General features: G+C 66.2%; 19 protein-coding genes. 9 read left to right on the forward strand and 10 right to left on the reverse strand.

Annotated features, from left to right (window positions below; genetic code table 11):
• Positions 1 to 167 precede the first annotated feature (167 nt).
• Complete coding sequence (locus tag AC1EJR_RS03215; protein ID WP_092290388.1) at positions 168 to 3,035, reverse strand: valine--tRNA ligase; 2,868 nt, start codon at positions 3,033 to 3,035, stop codon at positions 168 to 170.
• A 240-nt stretch (positions 3,036 to 3,275) separates the two neighbouring features.
• Here AC1EJR_RS03215 and AC1EJR_RS03220 point away from each other — a divergent pair, with 240 nt between their 5' ends.
• Entirely contained in the window at positions 3,276 to 5,669 is a 2,394-nt protein-coding gene (locus AC1EJR_RS03220) for a UvrD-helicase domain-containing protein (RefSeq protein WP_092290386.1), read from the forward strand.
• 45 nt (positions 5,670 to 5,714) lie between these two features.
• On the opposite strand, the gene AC1EJR_RS03225 is transcribed toward AC1EJR_RS03220, so the two are convergent.
• The 4 genes from AC1EJR_RS03225 to AC1EJR_RS03240 form a co-directional block, all read right to left on the reverse strand.
• Entirely contained in the window at positions 5,715 to 6,515 is an 801-nt protein-coding gene (locus AC1EJR_RS03225; protein ID WP_092290384.1) for a BPSS1780 family membrane protein, read from the reverse strand.
• A gap of 6 nt (positions 6,516 to 6,521) precedes the next feature.
• Positions 6,522 to 7,508 (reverse strand): homoserine kinase, encoded by a 987-nt coding sequence (locus AC1EJR_RS03230; protein ID WP_092290382.1) that lies wholly within the window; start codon positions 7,506 to 7,508, stop codon positions 6,522 to 6,524.
• Positions 7,509 to 7,654: 146 nt separating this feature from the next.
• Positions 7,655 to 8,023, reverse strand: a complete 369-nt coding sequence (locus AC1EJR_RS03235; RefSeq protein WP_092290380.1) for a DUF2782 domain-containing protein — start codon at positions 8,021 to 8,023, stop codon at positions 7,655 to 7,657.
• A 196-nt stretch (positions 8,024 to 8,219) separates the two neighbouring features.
• A complete protein-coding gene (locus AC1EJR_RS03240; protein ID WP_441590580.1) occupies positions 8,220 to 9,167 on the reverse strand; it encodes an LOG family protein in 948 nt (315 codons plus the stop codon).
• Positions 9,168 to 9,171: 4 nt separating this feature from the next.
• Here AC1EJR_RS03240 and polA point away from each other — a divergent pair, with 4 nt between their 5' ends.
• From polA to AC1EJR_RS03260, 4 genes are all read left to right on the forward strand, one after another.
• Complete coding sequence (gene polA / locus AC1EJR_RS03245) at positions 9,172 to 11,994, forward strand: DNA polymerase I (protein WP_092290378.1); 2,823 nt, start codon at positions 9,172 to 9,174, stop codon at positions 11,992 to 11,994.
• Positions 11,995 to 12,198: 204 nt separating this feature from the next.
• Entirely contained in the window at positions 12,199 to 13,683 is a 1,485-nt protein-coding gene (locus AC1EJR_RS03250) for an NAD(P)/FAD-dependent oxidoreductase (RefSeq protein ID WP_477112846.1), read from the forward strand.
• A 105-nt stretch (positions 13,684 to 13,788) separates the two neighbouring features.
• Positions 13,789 to 14,664: a dienelactone hydrolase family protein gene (locus AC1EJR_RS03255; protein WP_441590578.1), complete on the forward strand. Its 876-nt coding sequence runs from the start codon at positions 13,789 to 13,791 to the stop codon at positions 14,662 to 14,664.
• A 178-nt stretch (positions 14,665 to 14,842) separates the two neighbouring features.
• On the forward strand, positions 14,843 to 15,652 hold the full coding sequence (locus tag AC1EJR_RS03260) for a ZIP family metal transporter (protein WP_255370686.1): 810 nt from the start codon (positions 14,843 to 14,845) through the stop codon (positions 15,650 to 15,652).
• A gap of 21 nt (positions 15,653 to 15,673) precedes the next feature.
• On the opposite strand, the gene AC1EJR_RS03265 is transcribed toward AC1EJR_RS03260, so the two are convergent.
• From AC1EJR_RS03265 to AC1EJR_RS03285, 5 genes are all read right to left on the reverse strand, one after another.
• Entirely contained in the window at positions 15,674 to 16,549 is an 876-nt protein-coding gene (locus tag AC1EJR_RS03265) for a sulfurtransferase (protein WP_441644028.1), read from the reverse strand.
• Positions 16,550 to 16,601: 52 nt separating this feature from the next.
• Positions 16,602 to 16,880, reverse strand: a complete 279-nt coding sequence (locus tag AC1EJR_RS03270; protein WP_092290369.1) for a hypothetical protein — start codon at positions 16,878 to 16,880, stop codon at positions 16,602 to 16,604.
• Positions 16,877 to 17,335, reverse strand: a complete 459-nt coding sequence (locus AC1EJR_RS03275; protein WP_441644029.1) for a DUF2778 domain-containing protein — start codon at positions 17,333 to 17,335, stop codon at positions 16,877 to 16,879. Before AC1EJR_RS03275 ends, AC1EJR_RS03270 begins: the two co-directional genes overlap by 4 nt.
• 98 nt (positions 17,336 to 17,433) lie before the next feature.
• Complete coding sequence (locus tag AC1EJR_RS03280) at positions 17,434 to 18,354, reverse strand: DMT family transporter (protein ID WP_092290365.1); 921 nt, start codon at positions 18,352 to 18,354, stop codon at positions 17,434 to 17,436.
• 200 nt (positions 18,355 to 18,554) lie between these two features.
• Positions 18,555 to 19,658: an aromatic ring-hydroxylating oxygenase subunit alpha gene (locus AC1EJR_RS03285; protein WP_092290362.1), complete on the reverse strand. Its 1,104-nt coding sequence runs from the start codon at positions 19,656 to 19,658 to the stop codon at positions 18,555 to 18,557.
• A gap of 489 nt (positions 19,659 to 20,147) precedes the next feature.
• On the opposite strand from AC1EJR_RS03285, the gene AC1EJR_RS03290 reads away from it, so the two are divergent.
• From AC1EJR_RS03290 to folE2, 4 genes are all read left to right on the forward strand, one after another.
• Positions 20,148 to 20,450, forward strand: coding sequence for an exodeoxyribonuclease VII small subunit (locus AC1EJR_RS03290; RefSeq protein ID WP_092290360.1), 303 nt, complete (start codon positions 20,148 to 20,150; stop codon positions 20,448 to 20,450).
• Positions 20,447 to 21,331: a polyprenyl synthetase family protein gene (locus AC1EJR_RS03295; protein WP_092290358.1), complete on the forward strand. Its 885-nt coding sequence runs from the start codon at positions 20,447 to 20,449 to the stop codon at positions 21,329 to 21,331. The genes AC1EJR_RS03290 and AC1EJR_RS03295 overlap by 4 nt, the downstream gene beginning before the upstream one ends.
• 44 nt (positions 21,332 to 21,375) lie before the next feature.
• Complete coding sequence (gene dxs / locus AC1EJR_RS03300) at positions 21,376 to 23,295, forward strand: 1-deoxy-D-xylulose-5-phosphate synthase (protein WP_092290356.1); 1,920 nt, start codon at positions 21,376 to 21,378, stop codon at positions 23,293 to 23,295.
• A 112-nt stretch (positions 23,296 to 23,407) separates the two neighbouring features.
• The gene (gene folE2 / locus AC1EJR_RS03305) at positions 23,408 to 24,214 is read left to right on the forward strand and encodes a GTP cyclohydrolase FolE2 (protein ID WP_092290354.1); all 807 of its coding nucleotides are present in this window, start codon (positions 23,408 to 23,410) and stop codon (positions 24,212 to 24,214) included.
• Positions 24,215 to 24,267 lie beyond the last annotated feature (53 nt).

Consider the following 24,267-nt stretch of genomic DNA (forward strand, 5'->3'; position numbering starts at 1 on the left):
CAGCTTTCCTTTTCAATCCGGTGTAACACCGTGCCGTACAGGGAGGGCGCCGTCTGTCCGGCTTCGTCCGACGCTGACGTAACAGTCACATGTCGTTACACATGAACGAGGCCGGATACCAGTCGAGTCGCAACTTTCGTGCCGGTGGCGCAGAAGTGGCGAACCCGTCAGGCGGGCAGACGCTGTAGTTGATCCTGGAGCTTGGCCAGCGTCTGTTCGAAATCCGACAAACGCTGTGTTTCCTGCGCCACAACCGCGGGCGGCGCCTTGGCCACGAAGGCTTCGTTGGTCAGCTTGCCCCGGCATTTGCCGATTTCATTGCTGATCCGGTCGATCTCCTTGCCCAGGCGCACGCGCTCGGCTGCGACGTCGATCTCGATCTTCAGCAGCAGGTGATTGCCGCCGACGATGGCCACCGGCGCCCCTGCGCCTTCCTTCTGGAGGGCGACCTCGTCTTCGAACACCTTCACCTCGGAAAGTTTCGCCAGCGCCTGGATTTGCGCTGCCGCGGCGTTCAGGAAGGTGCTGTCGCCGTGCGTGTAGAGCGGAATGCGCTGGGCCGGCGAGATGTTCATCTCGCCCCGCAGGTTGCGGCAGGCGTCCACCACGGCCTTGAGCTGGGCCACCCAGGCTTCGGCGGCTTCGTCGATCTTGGCGGCGGCCGGCAGCGGGTAGGCCTGCAGCGCGATGGTCTCGCTGCCGTCACCCTTGGCGCGGCCGGCCAGCGGGGCCACCTTCTGCCAGAGTTCCTCGGTAATGAACGGGATGATCGGGTGCGCCAGGCGCAGTACCGTCTCCAGCACGCGCAGCAGCGTGCGGCGCGTGGCGCGTTGCTGGGCCTCGGTGCCGGTCTGGATCTGCACCTTGGCGAGTTCCAGGTACCAGTCGCAATACTCGTCCCAGACGAACTTGTAGATTGCGCTGGCGATATTGTCGAAACGGTATTCGTCGAAGCCCTTTTCGACTTCACCTTCCACGCGCTGGAGCAGCGAGACGATCCAGCGGTCTGCCTGCGAGAAGTGCAGGTAGCCGTCCGGGCCGCAGTCGTTGCTGCACGGGCCCATGCCGCAATCATGGCCCTCGGTGTTCATCAGCACGAAGCGGGTGGCGTTCCAGAGCTTGTTGCAGAAGTTGCGATAGCCCTCGCAACGGCCCGTGTCGAAGTTGATATTCCGGCCCAGCGTGGCCAGCGAGGCGAAGGTGAAGCGCAGGGCGTCCGCGCCGAACGCGGGAATGCCGTCCGGGAACTCCTTCTTCGTCTTCGATTCGATGCGCGGCGCGTCCTTCGGGCGGCGCAGGCCCGTGGTGCGCTTCTTGAGCAGCGGGGCCAGCTCGATGCCGTCGATCAGGTCCACCGGGTCGAGGGTGTTGCCCTCGGACTTGCTCATCTTCTTGCCTTCGGAGTCACGCACCAGGCCGTGCACGTACACGGTGTGGAACGGCACCTGGCCGGTGAAGTGCTTGGTCATCATGACCATGCGCGCCACCCAGAAGAAGATGATGTCGTAGCCCGTGACCAGCACCGACGACGGCAGGAAGTGCTCCAGTTCCGGCGTCTGCTCGGGCCAGCCGAGTGACGAGAACGGCACTAGCGCGGACGAGAACCACGTGTCGAGCACGTCTTCCTCGCGGCGCAGCGGGCCGGTGCTGCCGGCCGCCTGCGCCTTGGCGCGGGCGTCTTCCTCGGTGCGGGCGACGAAGCAGTTGCCGGCGTCGTCGTACCAGGCCGGGATCTGATGGCCCCACCAGAGCTGGCGGCTGATACACCAGTCCTGGATGTTGGCCAGCCACTGGTTGTACGTGCTGTTCCAGTTCTCGGGCACCAGCTTGATCTCGCCGCTCTGCACGGCGTCCAGCGCCACTTCGGCGATCGAGCGACCCGGATAGAACGTGCCCTCGGGGGCCGGCTTGCTCATGGCGACGAACCACTGGTCGGTCAGCATCGGCTCGATCACGCTGCTGGTGCGCTCGCTGCGCGGCACCATCAGCTTGTGCTTCTTGACCTCGCCCAGCAGGCCCTGTTCCTTCAGGTCGGCCACCATCTTGTCGCGGGCCTCGAAGCGGTCCATGCCGGCGTAGGCGGCCGGCGCGTCGGCGACGATCTTGGCGTCCAGCGTCAGGATCGAGAGCTGCGGCAGGTTGTGGCGCTGGCCCACCGCGTAGTCGTTGAAGTCATGGCCCGGCGTGACCTTGACCACGCCCGTGCCGAAGGCGCGGTCGACGTATTCATCGGCAATGACGGGGATCTGGCGATCGGTCAGCGGCAGGTGCACGAACTTGCCGATCAGGTGCGCGTAGCGCTCGTCCTCGGGGTGGACCATCACGGCGGTGTCGCCGAGCATGGTTTCCGGGCGCGTGGTGGCCACGGTCAGGTGCGTCAGGCCGTGCACGGCGTCCGGCTCGGCCAGCGGGTAGTGGATGTGCCAGAGCGAGCCTTCCTCCTCCACGCTGTCCACTTCGAGGTCGGACACGGCCGTGCCCAGCACCGGGTCCCAGTTGACCAGGCGCTTGCCGCGATAGATCAGGCCCTGTTCGAACAGGCGGACGAATACCTCGGTCACGGCCTGCGACATCTCGGGCGACATCGTGAAGTACTCGCGCGTCCAGTCGATCGACGCCCCCATGCGGCGCACCTGGCGCGTGATGGTGGAGCCCGACTCCTCCTTCCACTCCCAGACCTTCTCGACGAACTTCTCGCGGCCGAGGTCATGGCGCGACACGCCCTGGGCTTCCAACTGGCGCTCCACCACGATCTGCGTGGCGATACCCGCGTGATCGGTACCCGGCACCCACAGCGTATTGGCGCCGCGCATGCGCGCGTGGCGCGTCAGGCCGTCCATGATGGTCTGGTTGAACGCGTGGCCCATGTGCAGCGTGCCGGTCACATTGGGCGGCGGCAGCTGGATGGCGAAATCGGGACGATTGGCGTCCATCGTGGGCTGGGCGATGCCGCGGCGCTCCCATTCGGGGCCCCACTTCTCCTCGATGGCGGCGGGTTCGAAGCTCTTGGCAAGGGACTGGTCTTGGGCGGTCATGCTGGGGATGTCGAGGTATGCGGGTCGGGGCTGGGCGGTGGGCGGACTGATCGAAATCCATCGAAACCAGTCGGCGCGCCACGGCGTCGGGCCGGGAAAACGTCAAATTATAGGGGAGGCGGGGGTGCCGGTGCGCATTTGCCGACGCCGACGGCTGCCGGGTGCCGCTGGCGGCCCCGGTCCCCCCGGTATAATTGCCGCCATTCCCCGGCCCCACGCGGCCAAAAGGCCCCTTCCCCGATGTCCAGCCTGCTTGCCAATCTCAACGCCGAACAACTCGCCGCCGTCACGTTGCCCGATGAACCGGCCCTGATCCTGGCGGGGGCGGGCAGCGGCAAGACCCGCGTGCTGACCACCCGCATCGCCTGGCTGATCCAGAACGGCCGGGTGTCGCCGGCCGGCGTGCTGGCCGTGACATTTACCAATAAGGCGGCCAAGGAGATGCAGACCCGCCTGTCGTCCATGCTGCCCATCAACACGCGCGGCATGTGGATCGGCACCTTCCACGGGCTCTGCAACCGGATGCTGCGCGCGCACTTCAAGGACGCCGGGCTGCCGCAGACCTTCTCGATCCTGGACACCCAGGACCAGCTTTCCGCGCTCAAGCGGCTGCTGAAATCGCTGAATGTCGATGACGAGAAGTATCCGGCCAAGAACGTCCAGTACTTCATCAACAACGCCAAGGAGCAGGGGCTGCGCCCCCGCGACGTGGAGGCGAACGACGATTTCAACCGTCGTTTCGTCGACCTGTACGCCGCCTACGACGAGCAGTGCCAGCGCGAAGGCGTGGTCGATTTCGCCGAGTTGCTACTGCGCTGCTACGAACTGCTGCGCTACAACGACGCCATCCGCCAGCACTACCAGCACCGCTTCCGCCACGTGCTGGTGGACGAGTTCCAGGACACCAACGTGCTCCAGTACCAGTGGCTCAAGCTGCTGGCCGGTTACGGCACGGGTAGCGCGGCGGCCGTGTTCGCCGTGGGCGATGACGACCAGAGCATCTACGCGTTTCGGGGTGCCAACGTCGGCAATATGCGCGACTTCGAGAGCGAATTCCGCGTGCGCCACCTGATCAAGCTGGAGCAGAACTACCGCTCGCATGGCCACATCCTCGATTCGGCCAACCACCTGATCGCCCACAACGCGCGGCGGCTGGGCAAGAACCTGCGCACGGACGCGGGCCACGGCGAGCTGGTGCGGGTGTTCCAGGCCGGCTCGGACGGGCAGGAGGCCTCGTGGATCGTCGAGGAGATCCGCGACCAGATCGCCCAGGGGATGTCGCGCTCCGAGATCGCCATCCTGTATCGCAGCAATGCGCAGTCGCGGGTGATCGAGCACGCGCTGTTCTCGTCCGGCATCGCCTATCGGGTGTATGGCGGCCTGCGCTTCTTCGAACGGGCCGAAGTGAAGCATGCGCTCGCTTATCTGCAGTTGATCGAAAACCCGCGCAACGACGCGGCGTTCGGGCGGGTGGTCAACTTCCCGACGCGCGGCATCGGGGCGCGTTCGCTGGAGCTGCTCCAGGACGCCGCGCGCCAGTACAACGTCTCGCTCTCCGAGGCCGTGGCCTACGTGCCGGGCAAGGCGGGCAGCACGATGGGCGCGTTTATCCGCCTGATCGAGCAGATGCGGGCCGAGACGCGGCGCATGACGCTGCCGGAGACGGTGGAGTATGTGATCAACACCAGCGGCCTGATCCAGCACTTCCAGAACGAGAAGGAAGGGCAGGACCGCATCGAGAACTTGCAGGAACTGGTCACCGCCGCGCAGGCTTTCGTGGTGGAAGAGGGCTATGGGCTCGACGCGCTGGCCAGCGTGCTGCCCGCCAACCGGATCGGCGACGCCGCGCCAGTGCTGGCCGATGGCGACCAGGTGCTCCAAGTGCTCGATCCCGAGCAGTTGCCGGTGGTGATGACGCCGCTCGTGGCCTTCCTGACCCATGCCTCGCTGGAGGCCGGCGACAACCAGGCCCAGGCTGGCCAGGACGCGGTGCAGATGATGACCGTGCACGCGGCCAAGGGCCTCGAATTCAACGTGGTGTTCATTACCGGGCTGGAAGAGGGCCTGTTCCCGCACGAGAACAGCGCGATGGAGGCCGATGGGCTCGAGGAGGAGCGCCGCCTGATGTACGTGGCGATTACCCGGGCGCGCGAGCGGCTCTATATGTCCTTCGCCCAGAGCCGCGTGCTGCACGGCCAGATGCGATATCACATCCGCTCGCGCTTCTTCGAGGAGTTGCCCGAGGCGTCGCTGAAGTGGATCACGCCGCCGGCACAGGCCTACGGTGCATACGGTGGCGGCGGCGGTGGTGGCGGCTATGGCCGCAACCGCCAGGGCGGCGGGGAGCGGGAAAGCGGCTGGGGCCGCGACTGGTTCAAGAAGCCCGAGGACGTGCCCTACAGCGGCACCCGGCCCACGGGCGGCATGGACACCGGCAAGAACTACGCCGAGGAAAAGCGCGCGGCCGACACCGGCTTCCGGGTCGGCCAGAACGTGTTCCACAACAAGTTCGGGGAAGGCAAGATCACGGCGCTGGAAGGCGAGGGCGCCGATGCGCGCGCCAATATCAACTTCAAGCGCCACGGCGCCAAGTGGCTGGCGCTGGCGGTGGCCAAGCTCGACACCATCGACTAAAGCCGGGCCCTGGCCGGGGGTAGCCCCGGCCAAGTGCCTAATACGTCATGGATTGACGTTCTGGGTGTCGGTGGCCTCGGCCGGCACGATGTTGAAGCAGCCGCGATAGGTGGCGTAGAAAGAGCAGTACAGGATCGCCAGCATCAGCAGCGAGTACGGCGTGACCAGGAACGACAGCACCGTCTCCGCGCCGATCGCGGCGAAGATTACCTCCAGGAACAGCGGCAGCGCCACGATCAGGACGGCGAACAGGCCGGCGTAGGCGAAGAACGCGCCCCGGTTGCGCCAGCAGGCCGTCCAGCTGAAGAACAGCGCCTTCACCGGCGGCACGCCGTGCCAGGCAGTCAGCATCGGCGCGAACCAGAACAGCATCGCGATCGGCGTGTAGAGCGCTGCCCCGGTCAGCATGGCCAGGTAGAGCTGGCGCATCGCGTCCGGCGTGGGCTCCTCGCCCTTCAGCACCACCTGCGCCAGCGCGCCGATATCAACCAGCGACGTGGCGATCAGGCTCAGCAGGAACACCATCGCCGCGTAGATGCCGCCCAGCACGAACAGATGCCGCATGGCCTGCTTGCCATTGCTGCGGAACCCGGCCAGCAGCACGGTCGGTAGCACGCGCTTGCTCTGGATGACATCGCGGCAGGCCGTCATCACCCCCACGTTGATGCCCGGCGTGACCACCAGCAGCGCGATGATGCCGAACAGCGGCACGAAGATCGCGAGCTGCGCGGCAATCAGGTAGATGAACAGCAGCATCAGGAACGCGAGCGGGTTCTTGCGGAACAGCCAGATACCCTGGCGGAACCAGACGTAGCCTTCCTTGGCGGGAACTTCCAGTAGTTGCATGGCGAATCAGATCCAGGGGAGCGGTGCGGCGTCGTCGAGACGGCGGCGCAGGATGCGTTCGAAGTGGGTCGGATCGTGCGGCTGGAGCATGTCGGCCTCGCGCGGCAGGAAAAAGTCCCACAGACGCGATACCCAGAAGCGCAGCGCGCCCGCACGGAGCATGTCCTGCCAATGCGCGGCCTCGGTCGCCGTGAGCGGCCTCACCGCATGATAAGCCCGCAGCATGGCCTGCGCCCGGTCAACGTCCAGCGCGCCGGTGGGCAGGTCGATACACCAGTCGTTCACGGTCACGGCCAGGTCGAACAGCCACTTGTCGTTGCCGGCGAAGTAGAAATCGAAGAAACCGCCGAGTTGCGGCGCGCCGCTGGCGTCGGTGTCGAACAGGACGTTGTCGCGGAACAGGTCGCAGTGGCACGGGCCGCCGGCCAGCGCGGCGTAGTCGGCGCTGCCGAAGAACGCGGTCTGGTGGGCGATCTCGCCGGCCAGCAACTGGCGCTGGGCCGGGTCGAGGAACGGCAGGATCTCGGGCTCGGTCTGGCGCCACCAGGCCAGGCTGCGCAGGTTGGGCTGCTGGCGCGGATAGTCCTGCCCGGCCAGGTGCATGCGGGCCAGCATGGTGCCCACCTCGGCGCAGTGGCTGGCCTGCGGGGACAGTTGCGACGCCCCGGAGAGCCGCGTGACGATGGTCGCCGGCTTGCCCTTGAGCGCGCGCAGGATTTCCCCGTCGCGCGCGGCCACGGGCGCCGGCACGCTGATGCCGTGTCGGGCCAGATGGTCCATCAGGTGCAGGTAATACGGCAGCTGCGCGAAGGTCAGCCGCTCGAAGATGGTCAGCACGTACTCGCGCGTGACGCCATCCTGCTCCATGGTCAGAAAGAAATTGCTGTTCTCGATCCCGGAAGCAATGCCGCGCAACGCGCGGACTTCGCCAAGGTCGTAGTCAAGCAGCCAGCGGGCGATCTCGTCCTGCGAGACCGTGGTGAATACGGCCATACTGTTTTATTGGTGCGAATCGGGCGCGGCAGGCCGGTCTGGACAAAAACCGTCCGCCGCCGCGGCATGACTGCCGGAGGGCCGGCGCGATCCGGTCGGGCGTTGCCGTCCGGCCGGGTCGTGGGTGAAAAGGGTCGTTGAGACGCTCAGAACTTCAGGTTGACCGACGGCACGCGGTTCACGTCATGGTCACGAATCTTGGGCGAGCTGTCTTCCGGCTTGCTCATCTCGTACTTCGTGCCCACGCCGGAGCGTACCTGGATATCGGTGGCCTGCCCCTTGTTCCGGTACTCGGTCACCTGGGTCCCATCGCGCTCACGCAGCACGAAACTCGGCTCGCGCGGCTGGTTGAGCTGGCTTTTCGACGCGGGCGCGATCGGCTGATTGTTGATCTGGTTCAGTTCTTGTTGTGTCAGCGCACTGCTTTCCGCGTTGCCCTGTGCGGCGGCCAGGGCCGGCACGAGTGCCAGCACGGTCGCGGCGAGCACGGCAGCCGGGTGCGAGGGGGAGGTCATCTGGGGCTCCTGTGCGTGCGGGCCGGCAGGCCCCGCCACGCGGATTGAGTCTGCGGCCCGGCGGCGCCGGACCTGGCAGACTGACAGGCTTCCATTCTAGCAATTCCTGCCGCCCACGGGCCGCTCTCGTGACCCCCGGGGCACCCCGGCACGTGCTGCCTGCGCCCCCTGGCTGGCCGGGGACGCCGCCAATGCCTTACAGATAGAACATTTCTTCCTTAGGCGGAATCGGGTGATCGCCGCCGCGCTTCTCGTAATAGTCATAGACCGCCTCCAGCACTTCCTGGGGCTCGTCCACGATCTTCATCAGGTCGAGGTCGTGCTCGGCGATCAGGCCCATCGGCAGCAGCGTGAAGCGGAACCAGTCCAGCAGGCCCTTCCAGAACCGGCTGCCGTACATCACCACCGGCACCGAGCGCGACTTGCCGGTCTGCACCAGCGTGAGCACCTCGGCCAGCTCGTCCAGCGTGCCGAAGCCGCCGGGCATGACGATGAAGGCGTCCGAATTCTTCACGAAGGTGACCTTGCGCGTGAAGAAGTGGCGGAAGCGCATGGCGATGTCCTGGTACGGATTGCCCTGCTGCTCGTGCGGAAGCTCGATGTTCAGGCCGACGCTGGCGGACTTGCCGGCGTGCGCGCCCTTGTTCGCCGCTTCCATGATGCCGGGGCCGCCGCCGGAGATCACCGCGAAGCCGGCGTCCGAGAACAGCCGGGCAATCTCGATGGTCTTCTGGTAGTACGGCGAGTCCTCGCGCAGGCGCGCGCTGCCGTAGATCGAGACCGCCGGGCGGATCTCCGAGAGGTACTCGGTCGCCTCGATGAACTCTGCCATAATCGTGAACATTTGCCACGAGGCACGCGCCTTCTTCGCGGTGGCGCGGTCTTCATCCGCCAGCGCGCGCAGGCTCGGAATCATCTTGCGTGGGTTGGCACGCGCAGCTGCCGCCGCGGCAGCTGCATCCTGGGCTTCGGGCGATTTGCCCGCCGCCGCGGCATCGGCTTTCGCGGCGATGGCGGCGGCATGCGCCGAGGCCTTCTCGGGCGGCGGGTTCACGGTATCGCCGGAGATGTCGGAAACGTCCGTATCGGCCAGGGGGCCGGTCGCTGCGCCACCAGCAGGGGCGCCAGTCAATTTAGAGTCCATGGGAATGTCGGATAGTCAAAAAACGCTTTTGCTCGTCGATGGATCGAGCTACTTGTATCGCGCGTATCACGCTCTGCCGGACCTGAGGAATGGCGAAGGGCTGCCTACAGGGGCAATCTACGGCATGATCAACATGTTGCGCAAGCTGCGCAACGACTTCCCGGCAGAGTATATCGCTTGCGTGTTCGACGCCAAGGGCAAGACGTTCCGGGATGCGCTATACCCCGCATATAAGGAACATCGCCCGTCCATGCCCGAGGATCTGGCCAGGCAGATCGAGCCGATCCACGAGGCCGTGCGCGCGCTGGGCTGGCCGATCGTGGTGGTGGAAGGCGTGGAGGCCGACGACGTGATCGGCACACTGGCCTGCCAGGCCACGGCACAGGGCGTGCGTACCGTGGTATCCACGGGCGACAAGGACCTCGCGCAACTGGTGAACGACCACGTCACGCTGGTCAACACCATGAGCGGCGAAGTGCTCGATCCGCCCGGTGTGGTGGCCAAGTTCGGCGTGCCGCCGGAGCGGATCGTCGACTATCTCTCGCTGATTGGCGATGCGGTGGACAACGTGCCCGGCGTGCCCAAGGTGGGTCCGAAGACCGCCGTGAAATGGCTTGCCGAATACGGCACGCTCGACACCATCATGGCCGGTGCCGATGGCATCAAGGGCGTGGTGGGCGAGAACCTGCGCAACACGCTCGACTGGCTGCCGCGCGCCCGGGAGCTGGTCACGGTCAAGACCGACTGCGACCTCAGCGACGCCGTGGCGGACTTCCACGCGCTGCGCGAACTGGGCGAGGACAACGAGAAGCTGATCGCCTTCTTCTCGCGCTATGGTTTCAAGACCTGGCTGCGCGAGGCCACGGGAGAATCGCTGCCGAACGCCCGTGCCGCCGCCCGCTCGTCGCGTGCCGGCGCCGCGCCGGCGCCTTCGCCGCAGGGCGGGCTGTTCGATGGCCCGGCCGATGTGTCGACCGACCTGCCGGCACCCGACACCACCCCGGCCGAGATCCGCTACGAGACCGTGACCACCGAGGCTGCACTCGACGCCTGGATCGCCCGGATCGTCGACGCGCCGCTGACCGCCATCGACACGGAAACCACCTCGCTCGACCCGATGCAGGCCCAGTTGGTGGGCCTGTCGCTGTCGGTGGAGCCCGGCGAGGCCGCCTACATCCCGGTCGCCCATCGCGGCCCGGACGTGGCCGGCATGGATAACCACGGCCAGCTCTCGCGCGACTACGTGCTGGAGCGCCTGCGCCCGTGGCTGGAAGACCCGGCGCGGCCGAAGCTAGGCCAGCACCTGAAGTACGACTCGCACGTCTTCGCCAACCACGGCGTCAAGCTGCGCGGCATCGCCCAGGACACGATGCTGGAAAGCTACGTGCTGGCCTCGCACCGCAATCACGGCATGGACAGCCTGGCCGAGCGGTTGCTGAACCTGAAGACGCTGACCTACGAGGAAGTCTGCGGCAAGGGCGCCAGCCAGATCGGCTTCGACCAGATCGACCTCCAGCGCGCCACCGAGTACGCGGCCGAGGATGCCGACGTGACGCTGCGCCTCCATCGCAAGATGCATCCGCAGCTGGACGCGGCAGACGGGCTCAAGTACGTGTACGAGAATATCGAGATCCCGGTCTCGGTGGTGCTTCAGAAGATCGAGCGCAATGGCGTGCTGATCGATGCCGCGCGGCTTGGCGCGCAGAGCGCCGAACTCGGCCAGCGCATGATGGAACTGGAAAAAGCCGCCTTCGAGGCCGCTGGCCAGCCGTTCAACCTCGGTTCGCCGAAGCAGATCGGCGAAATCCTGTTCACGCAGATGAAGCTGCCGGTGGTCAAGAAGACCGCCAGCGGGGCGCCGTCCACGGACGAAGAGGTGCTGCAGAAGCTGGCGGAGGACTATCCGCTGCCCAAGCTGCTGCTCGACTATCGGGGTCTGTCGAAGCTCAAGTCCACCTACACGGACAAGCTGCCGAAGATGGTCAACCCGCAGACCGGACGCGTGCACACGAGCTACGGCCAGGCCACGGCCGTGACGGGCCGGCTGGCCTCGACCGAGCCGAACCTGCAGAACATCCCGGTGCGGACCGAGGAAGGCCGGCGCATCCGCGAGGCGTTCATCGCCGCGCCGGGCAACGTGATCGTCTCCGCCGACTACTCGCAGATCGAGCTGCGCATCATGGCCCATATCTCGGGCGACGAGAACCTGCTGCGCGCGTTCGCCAACGGCGAGGACATCCACCGCGCCACGGCGGCCGAGATCTTCGGCGTGGAGCGCGAGGCGGTGTCCAGCGAGCAGCGCCGCTACGCCAAGGTCATCAACTTCGGTCTGATCTACGGCATGAGCGCGTTCGGGCTGGCCAGCAACCTCGGCATCGAGCGCGAAGCGGCCAAGCACTACATCGACCGCTACTTCATGCGCTACCCGGGCGTGGCCCACTACATGGAAGAGACGCGCCAGACCGCGCGCGAGCAGGGCTACGTGGAAACGGTGTTTGGCCGCCGCCTCTGGCTGCCCGACATCAACGGCGGCAACGGCCCGCGCCGCCAGGGCGCCGAGCGCGCCGCCATCAACGCGCCGATGCAGGGCACGGCGGCGGACCTGATCAAGCTGTCGATGATCGCCGTGCAGGACTGGCTCGAGCGCGACAACCTCGGCACGCGCCAGATCATGCAGGTGCACGATGAACTGGTCCTCGAAGTGCCGCAGGCCGAACTCGAGCTGGTGAAGACGCGCCTGCCCGAGCTGATGTGCTCCGTGGCGACGCTGCGCGTGCCATTGGTGGCCGAAGTGGGCAGCGGCAGCAACTGGGAAGAGGCGCATTGAAGGTGACGCCTCTCCTGCATGCGGATGCGTACAGGAGAGGCGTTGCGGTGAATGCGCGACATCATCGCGTGGAGGCTTGCCAGTTCTATTGCCGTGCAGCAAACTGGCAGCAACGAACATGATCCGCGCGACGCCACAACGACAACATAATCCTCGCCGACGCGGGTCGACACCGGTTTCCAAATAGAGAAGATCGGGTAGACCATGAGCACCACGGATGGCAGTACAACCGGTAGCGAAGTAGCGGCAGGCACGGCGGCACACATCGGTACGCAAGCCGATACACGGGGCGAGACATCGCCCAATCCATCGCCCACCCCATCGCCCACCCCATCGCCCAACGCCCAGCGCGACGCGCTGCGCGCGACGCAGGCATCCACCCATCGGATCATCGTCGTTGGCGGCGGGGCCGGCGGGCTCGAACTCGTGACCCGGCTCGGCGACAAGCTGGGCAAACGCGGCCAGGCCCAGGTGGTGCTGGTGGACCGCTCGCCCACGCACATCTGGAAGCCGCTGCTGCACGAAGTCGCCGCCGGCAGCATGGATCCCAACACCCACCAGCTCGAGTACGTCGCGCAGGCGCGGTGGCACCACTTCGAGTTCCAGCAGGGCGAACTGACGGGCGTCGATCGGGCGCGCAAGGTCATCCAGGTGGCCGCGTGCGTCGATCTGGATGGCACGGAGCTGCTGCCCGCACGCGAACTCCCCTATGACACGCTGGTCCTGGCCATCGGCTGCGTCACGCACTTCTTCAACGTGCCCGGCGCGGCCGAGCATGCGATCGCGCTTGATACCGTCGAGCAGGCGGAGCGCTTCCGCCGCAAGCTGATTGCCGCGTGCGTGCGCGCCCAGAACGGGCGGGGCCGCACCGGCGAGGACGGCCGGCCGCGCGTGGACGTGGCGATCATCGGCGCCGGCGCCACGGGCGTGGAACTGTCCGCCGAGCTGCGCAACACCGCGCACGTGCTCAACGCCTACGGCCTGCACCAGTTGGACCCGCGCCGCGACGTGCGCATCCACGTGATCGAAGCCGGCCCGCGCATCCTGCCGGCGCTGTCCGAGCGCGTTTCCGCCGAGACCACCAAGCTGCTGCGCAAGCTCGACGTGGACGTGCTGACCGCCGAGCGCGTGACGCAGGTCACCGACGACGCCGTGCTCACCGCCAGCGACAAGCGCATCGACGCCGACCTGACGGTCTGGGCGGCCGGCATCACCGCGCCGGGTGTCCTCCGCACGCTCGGGCTGCCGGTCAGCAAGCAGGGCCAGATCGTGGTCGGTCCCACGCTGCAAACCGAGGCCGATCCGGACATCTTCGCGTTCGGCGACTGCGCCAGCTGCCCGTGGCCGGAGAAGCAGACCGCCGTGCCGCCGCGCGCGCAGGCGGCGCACCAGCAGGCCACCTTCCTCTATGACGCGATCCGCGCACGCATGGACGGCAAGCCGCTGCCGAAGTTCGGGTTCAAGGACTTCGGCTCGCTGGTGTCCCTGGGGCACTTCAGCGCGGTCGGCAGCCTGATGGGTGGGCTGATTGGTGGGTCGATGTTTATCGAGGGGCTGATGGCACGCTTCATGTACACCTCGCTGTACCGGATGCACGTGCTGGCGCTCCACGGCGCCATCGGCATGGGGCTCGATACGGTGACGCACTGGCTGCGCAGCAAGACCAGCCCGCGCGTAAAGCTGCACTGAGGCACTGAGGGGAGGGGGCGCACGGGGCGGCAAAGTGCGCTTAGAATCGCTGGCGTTGCGTGAGCATCGTATGCGTCACGCCAGCGAACCCAAGGAGCCCGCCCCATGCTGCAGCCTGAAGTGGAAAGCCTCGTCCCCGGCCAGACGTTCGATCGCCGGCGTTTCGTCAAGACCGCGCTGGGCTCCGCCTTTGCGGCGGCGGCCCTGCCGGTGGCGGCCGAAACCATCAAGACCGACTTCAATGGCCTGACCGCCGGCGAAGTGACCATCCCGTCCGGCGGCTTCAACATGCCCGCCTACCGCGCCCAGCCCGAAGGCAAGACCAACCTGCCCGTGGTGCTCGTGATCAGCGAGATCTTCGGGGTGCATGAACACATTGCAGACATTTGCCGACGCTTCGCCAAGCTCGGCTACCTGGCCATCGCGCCGGAACTGTTCGCGCGGCAGGGCGATCCGGGCAGCTTCGGCACGATCCAGGAATTGCAGACCAACGTCATCGCCAAGGTGCCGGACGCGCAGGTCATGGGCGACCTGGACGCCGCCAGCACCTGGGCCGGGGCCCATGGCGGCGACCTGAACCGGCTCGGCATCACCGGTTTCTGCTGGGGTGGACGCGTCACATGGCTCTACACCGCCCACAGCCCCCGGGTGAAGGCCGGCGTGGCCTGGTACGGCCAACTGGTGGGTGAGCCGACGCCGCTCAAGCCGCGCAGCGCGCTGGAGAGCGTCAACCAGCTCCACGCGCCCGTGCTGGGACTGTACGGCGGCAAGGACACCGGCATCACGCAGGAGCACGTCGCGAAGATGAAGGCCGCGCTGGCAGCATCGCCCGATGCCAATGCGAAGGCCTCGACCTTCGTGGTCTATCCCGAGGCCGGCCATGCCTTCAATGCCGATTACCGATCCAGCTACGTGGAAGCCGCCGCCAAGGATGGCTGGCAGCGCTGCCTGGCCTGGCTGAAGGCGAACAAGGTCGCCTGAGCCGGGGGAGGGCGATTGACCCCACGCTGAGTCGGACCATTGCGGACATTGCAAAGTCGGTGCGGACATACGTACAATGCGGCTTTCCAGTTTTTGCAACCTTGTTGCGTTAATCGGTATGCGGGCGGCCTGACCGTCGCATACCGGGCGCCGGGAGCCCATCATCCATTCCACGCTTCTGTACATCCTGCTGGCGGCGACCATTTCGGGCGTCGGGAGCATTCTCGGGGCGGCGCTGCTGTCGCTGACCGTGGCCTCGCGCGTGGTCGACCGCATGGTGAGCTTCTCGGTAGGGGTGCTGCTGGCCACGGCGCTGCTTCACTCGCTGCCCGAGGCGTTCGAGTCCGGCGCAGACCCGCGTGCGCTGTTCGGCACATTACTGGCTGGCCTGCTGGGCTTCTTCCTGCTGGAGAAGATCTCGCTGCTGCGCCACTCGCACCACCATGAGGGCGATGGGCACCACCATCATCACGGCCACGACCGCGAGGAAGCGGGCCGCAGCGGCCTGACCATCCTCGTCGGCGACACCTTCCACAACTTTGCCGATGGCATCGTGATTGCCGCTGCCTTCCTGGCCGATCCCAAGATCGGCGTGGTGACGGCGCTGGCGATTGCCGCGCATGAGATTCCGCAGGAAGTCGGCGATTTCATCGTGCTGCTCAACGCGGGGTTCTCGAAGGCGCGCGCCTTTGCATTCAACCTGTTGTCGAGCCTGGCGGCCGTGGTCGGCGGCGTGGTGGGATATTTCCTGCTGGACCAGCTGAGCGGCTGGATTCCGTACGTGCTCGTGATTGCATCGAGCAGCTTCGTCTACATCGCCGTGAGCGACCTGATGCCGCAGATGCAGCGCCGGCCGCGCCTCAAGGAATCGGCGGTGCAGGTGGTGCTGGTGGCGGCGGGCATCGCGGCGATCGTGTTCATCACGAACGGCGTGCGCGAGGAACACGACCACCACCGTGGGGCGAAGACGGAGGCGGCGTCGCGCTGACGCCGCTTCGCGCCTGGGGATTCAGGCCCCAGTCGCCACCGGCCGCTTCGGGTCGGCGCACCACTCGCTCCACGACCCCGGATAGAGCGCCGCGCCGGTCAGCCCGGCCACTTCCATCGCCAGCAGGTTGTGGCAGGCGGTCACGCCGGAGCCGCACTGCATCACCGTATCGGCCGGCGCCTTGCCGGCAAACACCTGGCCGAACTCCGCACGCAGCGTCTCCGCCGGCTTGAAATGGCCGTCCGCGGCGAGGTTGTCCTTGAAGAAGCGATTCACCGCACCGGGAATATGGCCGCCGACCGGGTCGAGCGTCTCGTTCTCGCCGCGGAAGCGGTCGGCGGCGCGGGCATCCACGACCAGCCGCGCGGGGCTGGCGAGATTGGCCAGCAGCGCCTCGGCATCGACGGTCGGGACCAGCGACGCCTTGCGCGACAGGTCGCCGCCAGTGCCGTTATCAGTGTCCGTATCGGGCTCCGGGGTTGCCCCGCGCTCGAGCGGCAGCCCAGCCGCCACCCAGGCATTCTTCCCGCCATCGAGCACCGTCACGGCCCCATGGCCAATCCAGCGCATCAGCCACCAGAGCCGGGCCGCGAACATGCCGCCCTGGGCGTCATAGGCCACGACCAGCGAACCATCGTTCACGCCAAGCGCCCGTAGCCGCGCGGCGAACAACTCCGCATCGGGCAGCGGATGCCGGCCGTTGAAGCCGGTCTTGGGCCCGGACAGTTCGTTATCGAGATGGAGGTAGTAGGCCCCCGGCAGGTGCCCCTGGTGATAGGCCTCGCGCCCGGCGGCCGGGTCGGCGAGATCGAACGAGCAGTCGAACAGCACGACATCGTGGGTGCCCTGACTAAGCAGTTGGTTCAGCTCGGTGGCGGTGATCAGTGGAGTCGGCATTGCGGTGAGCATGGGGTTTGGCGATGGCCTCCATGCTACACCGGGGGATCGATCAGTGCGGTTTCGCGCGTCGGCGGAGCTTGCGCCGGAGGAACAGGCCAAGTGCCGTCAGGACGGCCACCGGCGGGAACGAGAGGATCAGGTAGTAGTAGGTCGTCAACGACTCGATGCCCCTTGGCTGATAGTCCCTTGTCAGCCAGTCGATGAAACGGCCCACTGACTCAGGGTATTCAGGGAAATAGTCGGGATAGCGGCTCCATACGAGCCCATGGATATGCGTGGCGACGACCAGCCAGATCACCAGCAGGACTGCATTGCGGAGCCGACTCATCTGACGACCACTTTCCCGTAAGCGAGGAGCGTTGTTCTCGGGATCAAACGTTTGTTCGAGGCCGTCAGCAAATGACGTAGGACGTGAAAGTCATTAGCACGATCGATCGTGATGAAGCCCTTGCTGATGCCACGTCTACCTTTTGGGTGCAATCTGAAGTTGCCTCGACGAACTTCATTGCAGAACGTCCAATCGTCCATGCGGCCATCGTCGGCGTACAGCGCGAACCAATCCGTTTGGCGTTCGTACCATTCGTAAAACCACCCCAGTCGACCGCCAGATTCACGATCAAGGATGTAGTACGTGCCTGGTGGAATGGGGCCATGGTCCGGAATACAGATGCTCGTTCGCTTGTTGATGTGGGGAGCTAGGCCAGAAAAGGCAGGAAACTCGGCACTTCCTGCACGGAAGGCACTCATCGGCTGGTCGTTCAACACAAAACTGCGCTGCTGCATGGCAAGGCTCCGTCGTCGCGTTCAGACGGGAGACTCTATCCATTCATCATCCGACGGATCTGACCCGCATCAAGGCGGGTCGGCCTTTCGGCGTTCTGCTACACCTCGGGATGGACTTCCGCCTCCGCCGATTTCACTGGCGTGGCCGGGGTCGGGTGCTTGTCGGTGTCACGGGCGCGGGTGAGGGTGGTGGCGATGCCGCTGGCGATGATCAGCACCATGCCGAGCCAGGAGATCCAGTTGAGCTTGTCGTCCCAGACCAGGATGCCCCAGAGGCTGGAGAACACGATGCCGGCGTATTGGAGGTTGGCGGTCAGCAGGGTGTTGCCGCGCTTGTAGGCGCGTGTCATCGAGGTTTGGCCCAGCGTGGCCAGGATGCCGATGGCGAGCAGCAGGCCGGCGCCGTGCCAGGTGTGGTGGCTGACGCCCGAGTAGAGCATCCAGACCAGCCCGCAGACCATGCCCACGCTCGAGAAGTAGAAGACGATGCGGCCCTCGGGCTCGCCGAGCTGGCCGAGCTGGCGCACCTCCACATAGGCCAGCGCCGTGAACACGCCAGAGATCAGTCCGATGAGGCCGCCGGTCAGCTGGTCCTTGCCGACCGACGGCTGCAGCAGGCACAGCACCCCGGCGAACGACAGCAGGATTGCGCCGATCAGCTTGCGGTCCGCGCCGCCCGCCGTGCCGGCCAGCGCCGCGCTGGCGCCCAGGATCAGGGCGATCCAGACCGGCGACATGTAGTTCAGCGTCATGGCCGTGGCCAGCGGCAGCAGCGTGATCGAGGTGAACCAGAGCAGCAGGGCGGTCACGCCGAACAGGCTGCGCTTGATGTGCGTGGCCATGTGCGGTGTGCGCACGGAGATGCCTTGCGAGCGCAGCATGATCCACATGATCGTCACGCCGATGATGCTGCGGTAGAAGACGATCTCGCCTGTGGTGTAGAACTCGGATGCCAGCTTGACGCCCACCCCCATCAAGGAAAAGGCGAAGGCGGCGAACAGCATCCAGAGCGATTGCATGGCGGGGGGCGAAAGAGGTGGAACGGCGGCCGGCCGGGCTTCGTGGTGGCCGGCGCAGCGCGGGAAAACCCCGATTCTAACAGTGGCCAGATGGCCACTCCAACGCAAAACGGACCGTTTGCACGGTCCGTTTCTGGCTGGCTACAGGGCTTGGGCGAATAGCGGGCGATAACCGACCACGGTGGTGGCCCGCCGGCGCCTCAGCCGGTGTACTGCATGGCTCCCCGATACCATTCGTGGAAGTGCTGCATGCCGTCTTCCATCGGCGACTGGTACGGACCGGTCTCGCTGACGCCGCGCTTCATCAGCGCCTGGCGGCCGGCGTCCATGCGCTCGGCGATCTCGTCGTCCTCGATGCACGTCTCCATATAGGCGGCGCGCTCGGCCTCGACGAACTCGCGCTCGAACAGCGCGATTTCCTCGGGGTAGTAGAACTCCACCACATTGCGGGTCTTGCGCGGACCCACCGGATGCAGCGTCGAGATGACCAGCACGTTGGGGTACCACTCCACCATCACGTTGGGGTAGTAAGTCAGCCAGATCGCGCCGTGCTTGGGCAGCTTGCCGTTGTTGAAGCGCAACACCGCGTCGTGCCACTTTTGGTACGTCGGGCTACCCGGCCGCTTCAGGCCCTGGTGCAGGCCCACGGTCTGCACGCTGTGCCATTCGCCGAACTCCCAGGTCAGGTCGTCGCACGAGACAAAGCTGCCCAGTCCCGGGTGGAACGGCACGACGTGGTAGTCCTCCAGATAGACCTCGATGAAGGTCTTCCAGTTGTAGTCGCACTCGTGCACTTCCACGTGGTCGAGCATGTAGCCGTCGAAGTTCAGGTCCTCGGCCACCCCCATGCGCGCGAGGTCCGCGCGCACGTCGCGGGCGCCCTCGAACAGCAGGCCGTTCCAGTTCTGGAGCGGCGACCGGTTCAGGTGGACGCACGGCTGCTGCGCGAAATGCGGCGCGCCGAGCAGGTCACCCTTGAGGTCGTAGGTCCAGCGATGGAGCGGGCAGACGATGTTCTTGGCGTTGCCGCGGCCGTTCAGCATGATGGCCTGGCGGTGGCGGCAGACATTCGACAGCAGCTCGATACCTTCCGGATTGCGGACCAGCATGCGGCCCTCGTCCTCGGCGGCGAGCGTGTGGAAATCGCCCGTCTCCGGGACCATCAGCGTATGGCCGACGTATCCCGGGCCCTTCTTGAACAGCAGTTCCAGTTCTTGTTGATGCAGCGCCTCGTCAAAGTAGACATCCACGGGCAACTGCGAATCAGCCGGCGCCAGCTTGAGCGCGGTGCTGAGATTGGACATTATCCCCACTCCCTAGTAACAGGCGAAAGCAGTGAACAACCCAACCATCGAAATATGAGAAATCGATTTGGGAAACCCTGTCAGACGAGCCGGGCGCGGTCCGGTTCCCCGGCGGGACTGGCCGAAACTGAGTTCGGTGCAGGCGGGCACAGGGCGGGAGCGGCGTTACCACAAAGACACGCAAAAGCTGGCAACGGGCGGCCCTTGGCACGGCGTCGCCGATCTCGCTGACGAGGGCGGAATTGTACCCGAGCCGAAAAGTTAAGGGTCTGATTATTTTGCCTTTTTAGCGAAAAAGTCGACCCGGGTCGTCATGGAGGTGCCCTTTGGATCGCATTCGGAATGACGACCATAGCGCACAAGTCACTTCCATGAAACGGAGTGATCGATAGATAACATTTCGTGCGTGTACGCCACGTTGACGATACGTATCTGCGGCCAAGTCCGGGATTGGCGTAAAATCCCTAATTCCCCTGAACAAGGCCCGACATGCCAAAACCCACGACCACACCGGTCCAGCCTGACGACGCGCCCGCAGCCGGCGCGCAGCCAGCCTCTTACGAGGCCGCCATGGCGGAGCTGGAAACCCTAGTGGCCAGCATGGAAAGCGGCGAACTGCCCCTCGAGGCCTCTTTCACCGCGTACCGTCGCGGTGCCGAACTGGTGCGCTACTGCCAGCAGAGCCTGGAGCGGGTGGCGCAGCAGGTCAAAGTACTGGAAGGCGACGCGCTGAAGCCGCTGGCTGGCGAGTCCCGTCCCGATAACAACAGCAACGGCACAGATTTCGAATGAGCGATTTCGCTACCTGGATGCGGGCGCAGGGCGCCCGGACCGAGGCCGCCCTGGACTCGGCACTGCCGTCCACGGACACAATTCCACACACCTTGCACGAGGCCATGCGCTATGCTGTCCTCGGCGGTGGCAAGCGGGTACGCCCGCTGCTGGTACACGCGGCCGGTGAAGTGGCCGGTGCCACACCCGAGGCATGTGACGCGGCGGCCTGCGCGGTGGAGATGATCCACGCTTACTCGCTGGTCCACGACGACATGCCCTGCATGGACGATGACGACCTGCGGCGCGGGCGCCCCACAGTGCACAAGGCCTATGACGAGGCCACCGCGCTGCTCGTGGGTGACGCATTGCAGACCCAGGCGTTCATCCTGCTGGCCCGCACCCCGGCGCTGGCGCCCGAAGCGCGCCTGAAGCTGGTGGACGAGCTGGCCGTGGCCTCGGGCTCGGTCGGCATGGCCGGCGGGCAGGCCATCGACCTGCAGAACGTGGGCTTGGCGATGTCGCGCGACGCGCTGGAAGCCATGCACCGGATGAAGACCGGCGCCCTGCTGCGCGCGAGTGTGCGCATGGGAGCGTTGTGCGGAAGTATCGATCCCGCCGGCCTGGCCGCGCTGGACCGCTACGCGGCTGCCGTGGGATTGGCGTTCCAGGTGGTTGACGATATTCTGGACGTCACGGCCGATACGGCAACCCTCGGCAAGACCGCCGGCAAGGACGCCGCCAATGACAAGCCGACCTATGTGTCGCTGATGGGCCTCGATGCCGCGCGCGCGCTGGCTGCCCAGTTGCGCACCGATGCCCACGAGGCATTGGCGGGATTCGGCACCCGGGCAGGCCGGCTGGCCGAACTGGCCGACCTGATCGTGCTGCGCTCCAATTGAACTGACAAGCCGGACATAGAGAATCCGGCGGCCGAACGGACATCATGACCTACACGCTGCTCAACAAAATCGACGAACCCGCAGACCTGCGCAAGCTGGATCGACGCCAGCTCGACACGCTGGCTGACGAACTGCGCGCCTATGTGCTGGAATCGGTCTCCCAGACCGGCGGGCACCTGTCGTCCAACCTCGGCACGGTGGAGCTGACCATTGCGCTCCACTATGTGTTCGATACCCCGTCCGACCGCGTGGTCTGGGACGTGGGCCATCAGAGCTACCCTCACAAGATCCTGACCGGCCGCCGCGACCGCATGTCCACGCTGCGCCAGTACGGTGGCATCTCGGGCTTCCCGCGCCGCGCGGAGAGCGAGTTCGACACCTTTGGCACCGCCCACTCGTCCACCTCGATCTCGGCCGCGCTGGGCATGGCCCTGGGCGCCCGCACCAAGGGCGAGAAGCGCGTCGGCATCGCCGTGATCGGCGACGGCGCGATGACCGCCGGCATGGCCTTCGAAGCGATGAACAACGCCGGCGTCTACAAGGACCTGCCGCTGCTGGTGGTGCTGAACGACAACGACATGTCGATCTCGCCGCCGGTGGGCATGCTGAACCGCCACCTCGCGCGCCTGCTCTCCGGCCAGTTCTACGCGGCCACCAAGAAGGGCATCGAGCGCGTGCTGTCGGTGGCCCCGCCGGTGCTGGAATTCGCAAAACGGCTGGAAGAACATGCCAAGGGCATGGTCGTGCCGGCCACGCTGTTCGAGGAATTCGGCTTCGACTACATCGGCCCGATCGATGGTCACGACCTGAACTCGCTGGTGCCGACGCTGCAGAACATTCGCCAGCGCGCGCTGGAAGGCCACGGCCCGCAGTTCCTGCACGTGGTGACCAAGAAGGGCCAGGGCTACAAGCTGGCCGAGGCCGACCCGATCCTGTATCACGGCCCCGGCAAGTTCAATCCGGCCGAGGGCATCCGCCCGTCTGCCAAGCCGTCGCGCAAGACCTACACGCAGGTTTTCGGCGAATGGCTGTGCGACATGGCCGCCGCCGACAAGCGTGTGATCGGCGTGACGCCGGCCATGCGCGAGGGCTCGGGCATGGTCGAGTTCGAGAAGCGCTTCCCGGACCGCTACTACGACGTGGGCATCGCCGAGCAGCACGCGGTGACCTTTGCCGGTGGCCTGGCCTGCGAGGGACTGAAGCCGGTCGTGGCGATCTACTCGACCTTCCTGCAACGCGGCTATGACCAGCTGATCCACGACGTGGCGCTGCAGAACCTGCCCGTGGTGTTCGCGCTGGACCGCGCCGGCCTGGTGGGCGCCGATGGCGCCACGCACGCCGGTGCCTACGACATCGCCTACCTGCGCTGCATCCCCAACATGATGGTGATGACGCCGGCCGATGAGAACGAGTGCCGCCAGTTGCTGACCACGGCGTTCCAGCAGGATTGCCCGACCGCCGTGCGCTATCCGCGCGGCGCCGGCGCCGGCGTGGCTACCGAGGCCGCGCTGACCGCGCTGCCGGTAGGCAAGGGCGAGATGCGCCGCGAGGGCCATGCCCGCGCGGGCCAGCGCGTGGCGTTCCTGGCGTTCGGCTCGATGCTGCACCCGGCACTGGGCGCGGCCGAGGCACTGGACGCCTCCGTGGCCAACATGCGCTTCGTCAAGCCGCTGGACGTGGAGCTGGTGAAGTCGCTGGCCGCGAACCACGACTACCTCGTGACTGTGGAGGAGGGCAGCACGATGGGCGGCGCTGGCAGCGCGGTCCTGGAGGCGCTGGCCGAGGCTGGCATCGACATTCCGGTGCTGGTGCTGGGCCTGCCCGACAAGTTCATCGATCATGGCGATCCGGCGTTCCTGCTGTCGCAGTGCGGCCTCGACGCCGCCGGCATCGAGCGTTCGGTGCGCGAGCGTTTCGCCATCGCCGAGGCGCCCGTCAAGGTCGCCACGCCGCGCGTGGCCTGATCCGCACGGCAGTTCCAGGCAGTAAAAGCCGGCGCGGCCCATCCCGCGCCGGCTTCTTTTTTCACACTCGTTGCGCGGGGGATGACCGCCGCGACCGTAAAGGAAACCGTAGATGAACGACATCAATCCCGCCTTCGTCATGCCCGACGTGCAGTCGAGCGTGGACACCCGCCAGATCGTGATCCAGCGCGTGGGCGTCAAGGGCGTGCGCTATCCGCTCTCGCTGAAGACCCCGGCCGGCGTAGTGGCCACCGTGGGCACCTTCGATCTCGATGTACGCCTGCCGGCGGACCAGAAGGGCACGCATATGTCGCGCTTCGTGGCGCTGCTGGAGGACCACCGCGCCCCGCTCGACCTGGCCGCGTTCCGCACGCTGCTGGACGACATGCTGGTGCGCCTGGAAGCCGACGCCGGCCGCATCGAGGTCACGTTCCCGTATTTCATCTCGAAGACCGCGCCGGTGTCCGGCGTGGAATCGCTGATGGACTACGCGGTCACGCTGACGGGTGAGGTCCGCGACGGCCAATCGCGCCTGTGGTTGACCGCGCTGGTGCCGGTGACCAGCCTGTGCCCGTGCTCGAAGAAGATCTCGCAGTACGGCGCGCACAACCAGCGCTCGCATATCACGATGCGCGTGGAACTGGTCGGCGACCTGCCCGTGGAAGCGCTGGTGCGCATGGCCGAGGAAGAGGCGTCGTGCGAACTGTGGGGTCTGCTCAAGCGCCCGGACGAGAAGTTCGTGACCGAGCGCGCCTACGAGAACCCGAAGTTCGTCGAAGACCTCGTGCGAGACATCGCGATGCGGCTCAACGCCGATGCGCGGATCGTCGCGTACACGCTGGAAGCGGAGAATTTCGAGTCCATCCACAATCACAGCGCCTACGCCGTGATCGAGCACGACAAGCGGCAGCCCGCCTGAGCGCGTCGTCGCCAAGAAAAAAGCCACCCTCGGGTGGCTTTTTTACTCGTTGC

The sequence above is a fragment of the Cupriavidus sp. 05T42 genome, from assembly GCF_056396345.1.

Bases quoted from the DNA above. Each gene is read 5' to 3' on its own strand.
- AC1EJR_RS03215 (WP_092290388.1), bottom strand. From the start codon at position 3,035: ATGACCGCCCAAGACCAGTCCCTTGCCAAGAGCTTCGAACCCGCCGCC.
- AC1EJR_RS03220 (WP_092290386.1), top strand. From the start codon at position 3,276: ATGTCCAGCCTGCTTGCCAATCTCAACGCCGAACAACTCGCCGCCGTC.
- AC1EJR_RS03225 (WP_092290384.1), bottom strand. From the start codon at position 6,515: ATGCAACTACTGGAAGTTCCCGCCAAGGAAGGCTACGTCTGGTTCCGC.
- AC1EJR_RS03230 (WP_092290382.1), bottom strand. From the start codon at position 7,508: ATGGCCGTATTCACCACGGTCTCGCAGGACGAGATCGCCCGCTGGCTG.
- AC1EJR_RS03235 (WP_092290380.1), bottom strand. From the start codon at position 8,023: ATGACCTCCCCCTCGCACCCGGCTGCCGTGCTCGCCGCGACCGTGCTG.
- AC1EJR_RS03240 (WP_441590580.1), bottom strand. From the start codon at position 9,167: ATGGACTCTAAATTGACTGGCGCCCCTGCTGGTGGCGCAGCGACCGGC.
- polA (WP_092290378.1), top strand. From the start codon at position 9,172: ATGTCGGATAGTCAAAAAACGCTTTTGCTCGTCGATGGATCGAGCTAC.
- AC1EJR_RS03250 (WP_477112846.1), top strand. From the start codon at position 12,199: ATGAGCACCACGGATGGCAGTACAACCGGTAGCGAAGTAGCGGCAGGC.
- AC1EJR_RS03255 (WP_441590578.1), top strand. From the start codon at position 13,789: ATGCTGCAGCCTGAAGTGGAAAGCCTCGTCCCCGGCCAGACGTTCGAT.
- AC1EJR_RS03265 (WP_441644028.1), bottom strand. From the start codon at position 16,549: ATGCCGACTCCACTGATCACCGCCACCGAGCTGAACCAACTGCTTAGT.
- AC1EJR_RS03270 (WP_092290369.1), bottom strand. From the start codon at position 16,880: ATGAGTCGGCTCCGCAATGCAGTCCTGCTGGTGATCTGGCTGGTCGTC.
- AC1EJR_RS03275 (WP_441644029.1), bottom strand. From the start codon at position 17,335: ATGCAGCAGCGCAGTTTTGTGTTGAACGACCAGCCGATGAGTGCCTTC.
- AC1EJR_RS03280 (WP_092290365.1), bottom strand. From the start codon at position 18,354: ATGCAATCGCTCTGGATGCTGTTCGCCGCCTTCGCCTTTTCCTTGATG.
- AC1EJR_RS03285 (WP_092290362.1), bottom strand. From the start codon at position 19,658: ATGTCCAATCTCAGCACCGCGCTCAAGCTGGCGCCGGCTGATTCGCAG.
- AC1EJR_RS03290 (WP_092290360.1), top strand. From the start codon at position 20,148: ATGCCAAAACCCACGACCACACCGGTCCAGCCTGACGACGCGCCCGCA.
- AC1EJR_RS03295 (WP_092290358.1), top strand. From the start codon at position 20,447: ATGAGCGATTTCGCTACCTGGATGCGGGCGCAGGGCGCCCGGACCGAG.
- dxs (WP_092290356.1), top strand. From the start codon at position 21,376: ATGACCTACACGCTGCTCAACAAAATCGACGAACCCGCAGACCTGCGC.
- folE2 (WP_092290354.1), top strand. From the start codon at position 23,408: ATGAACGACATCAATCCCGCCTTCGTCATGCCCGACGTGCAGTCGAGC.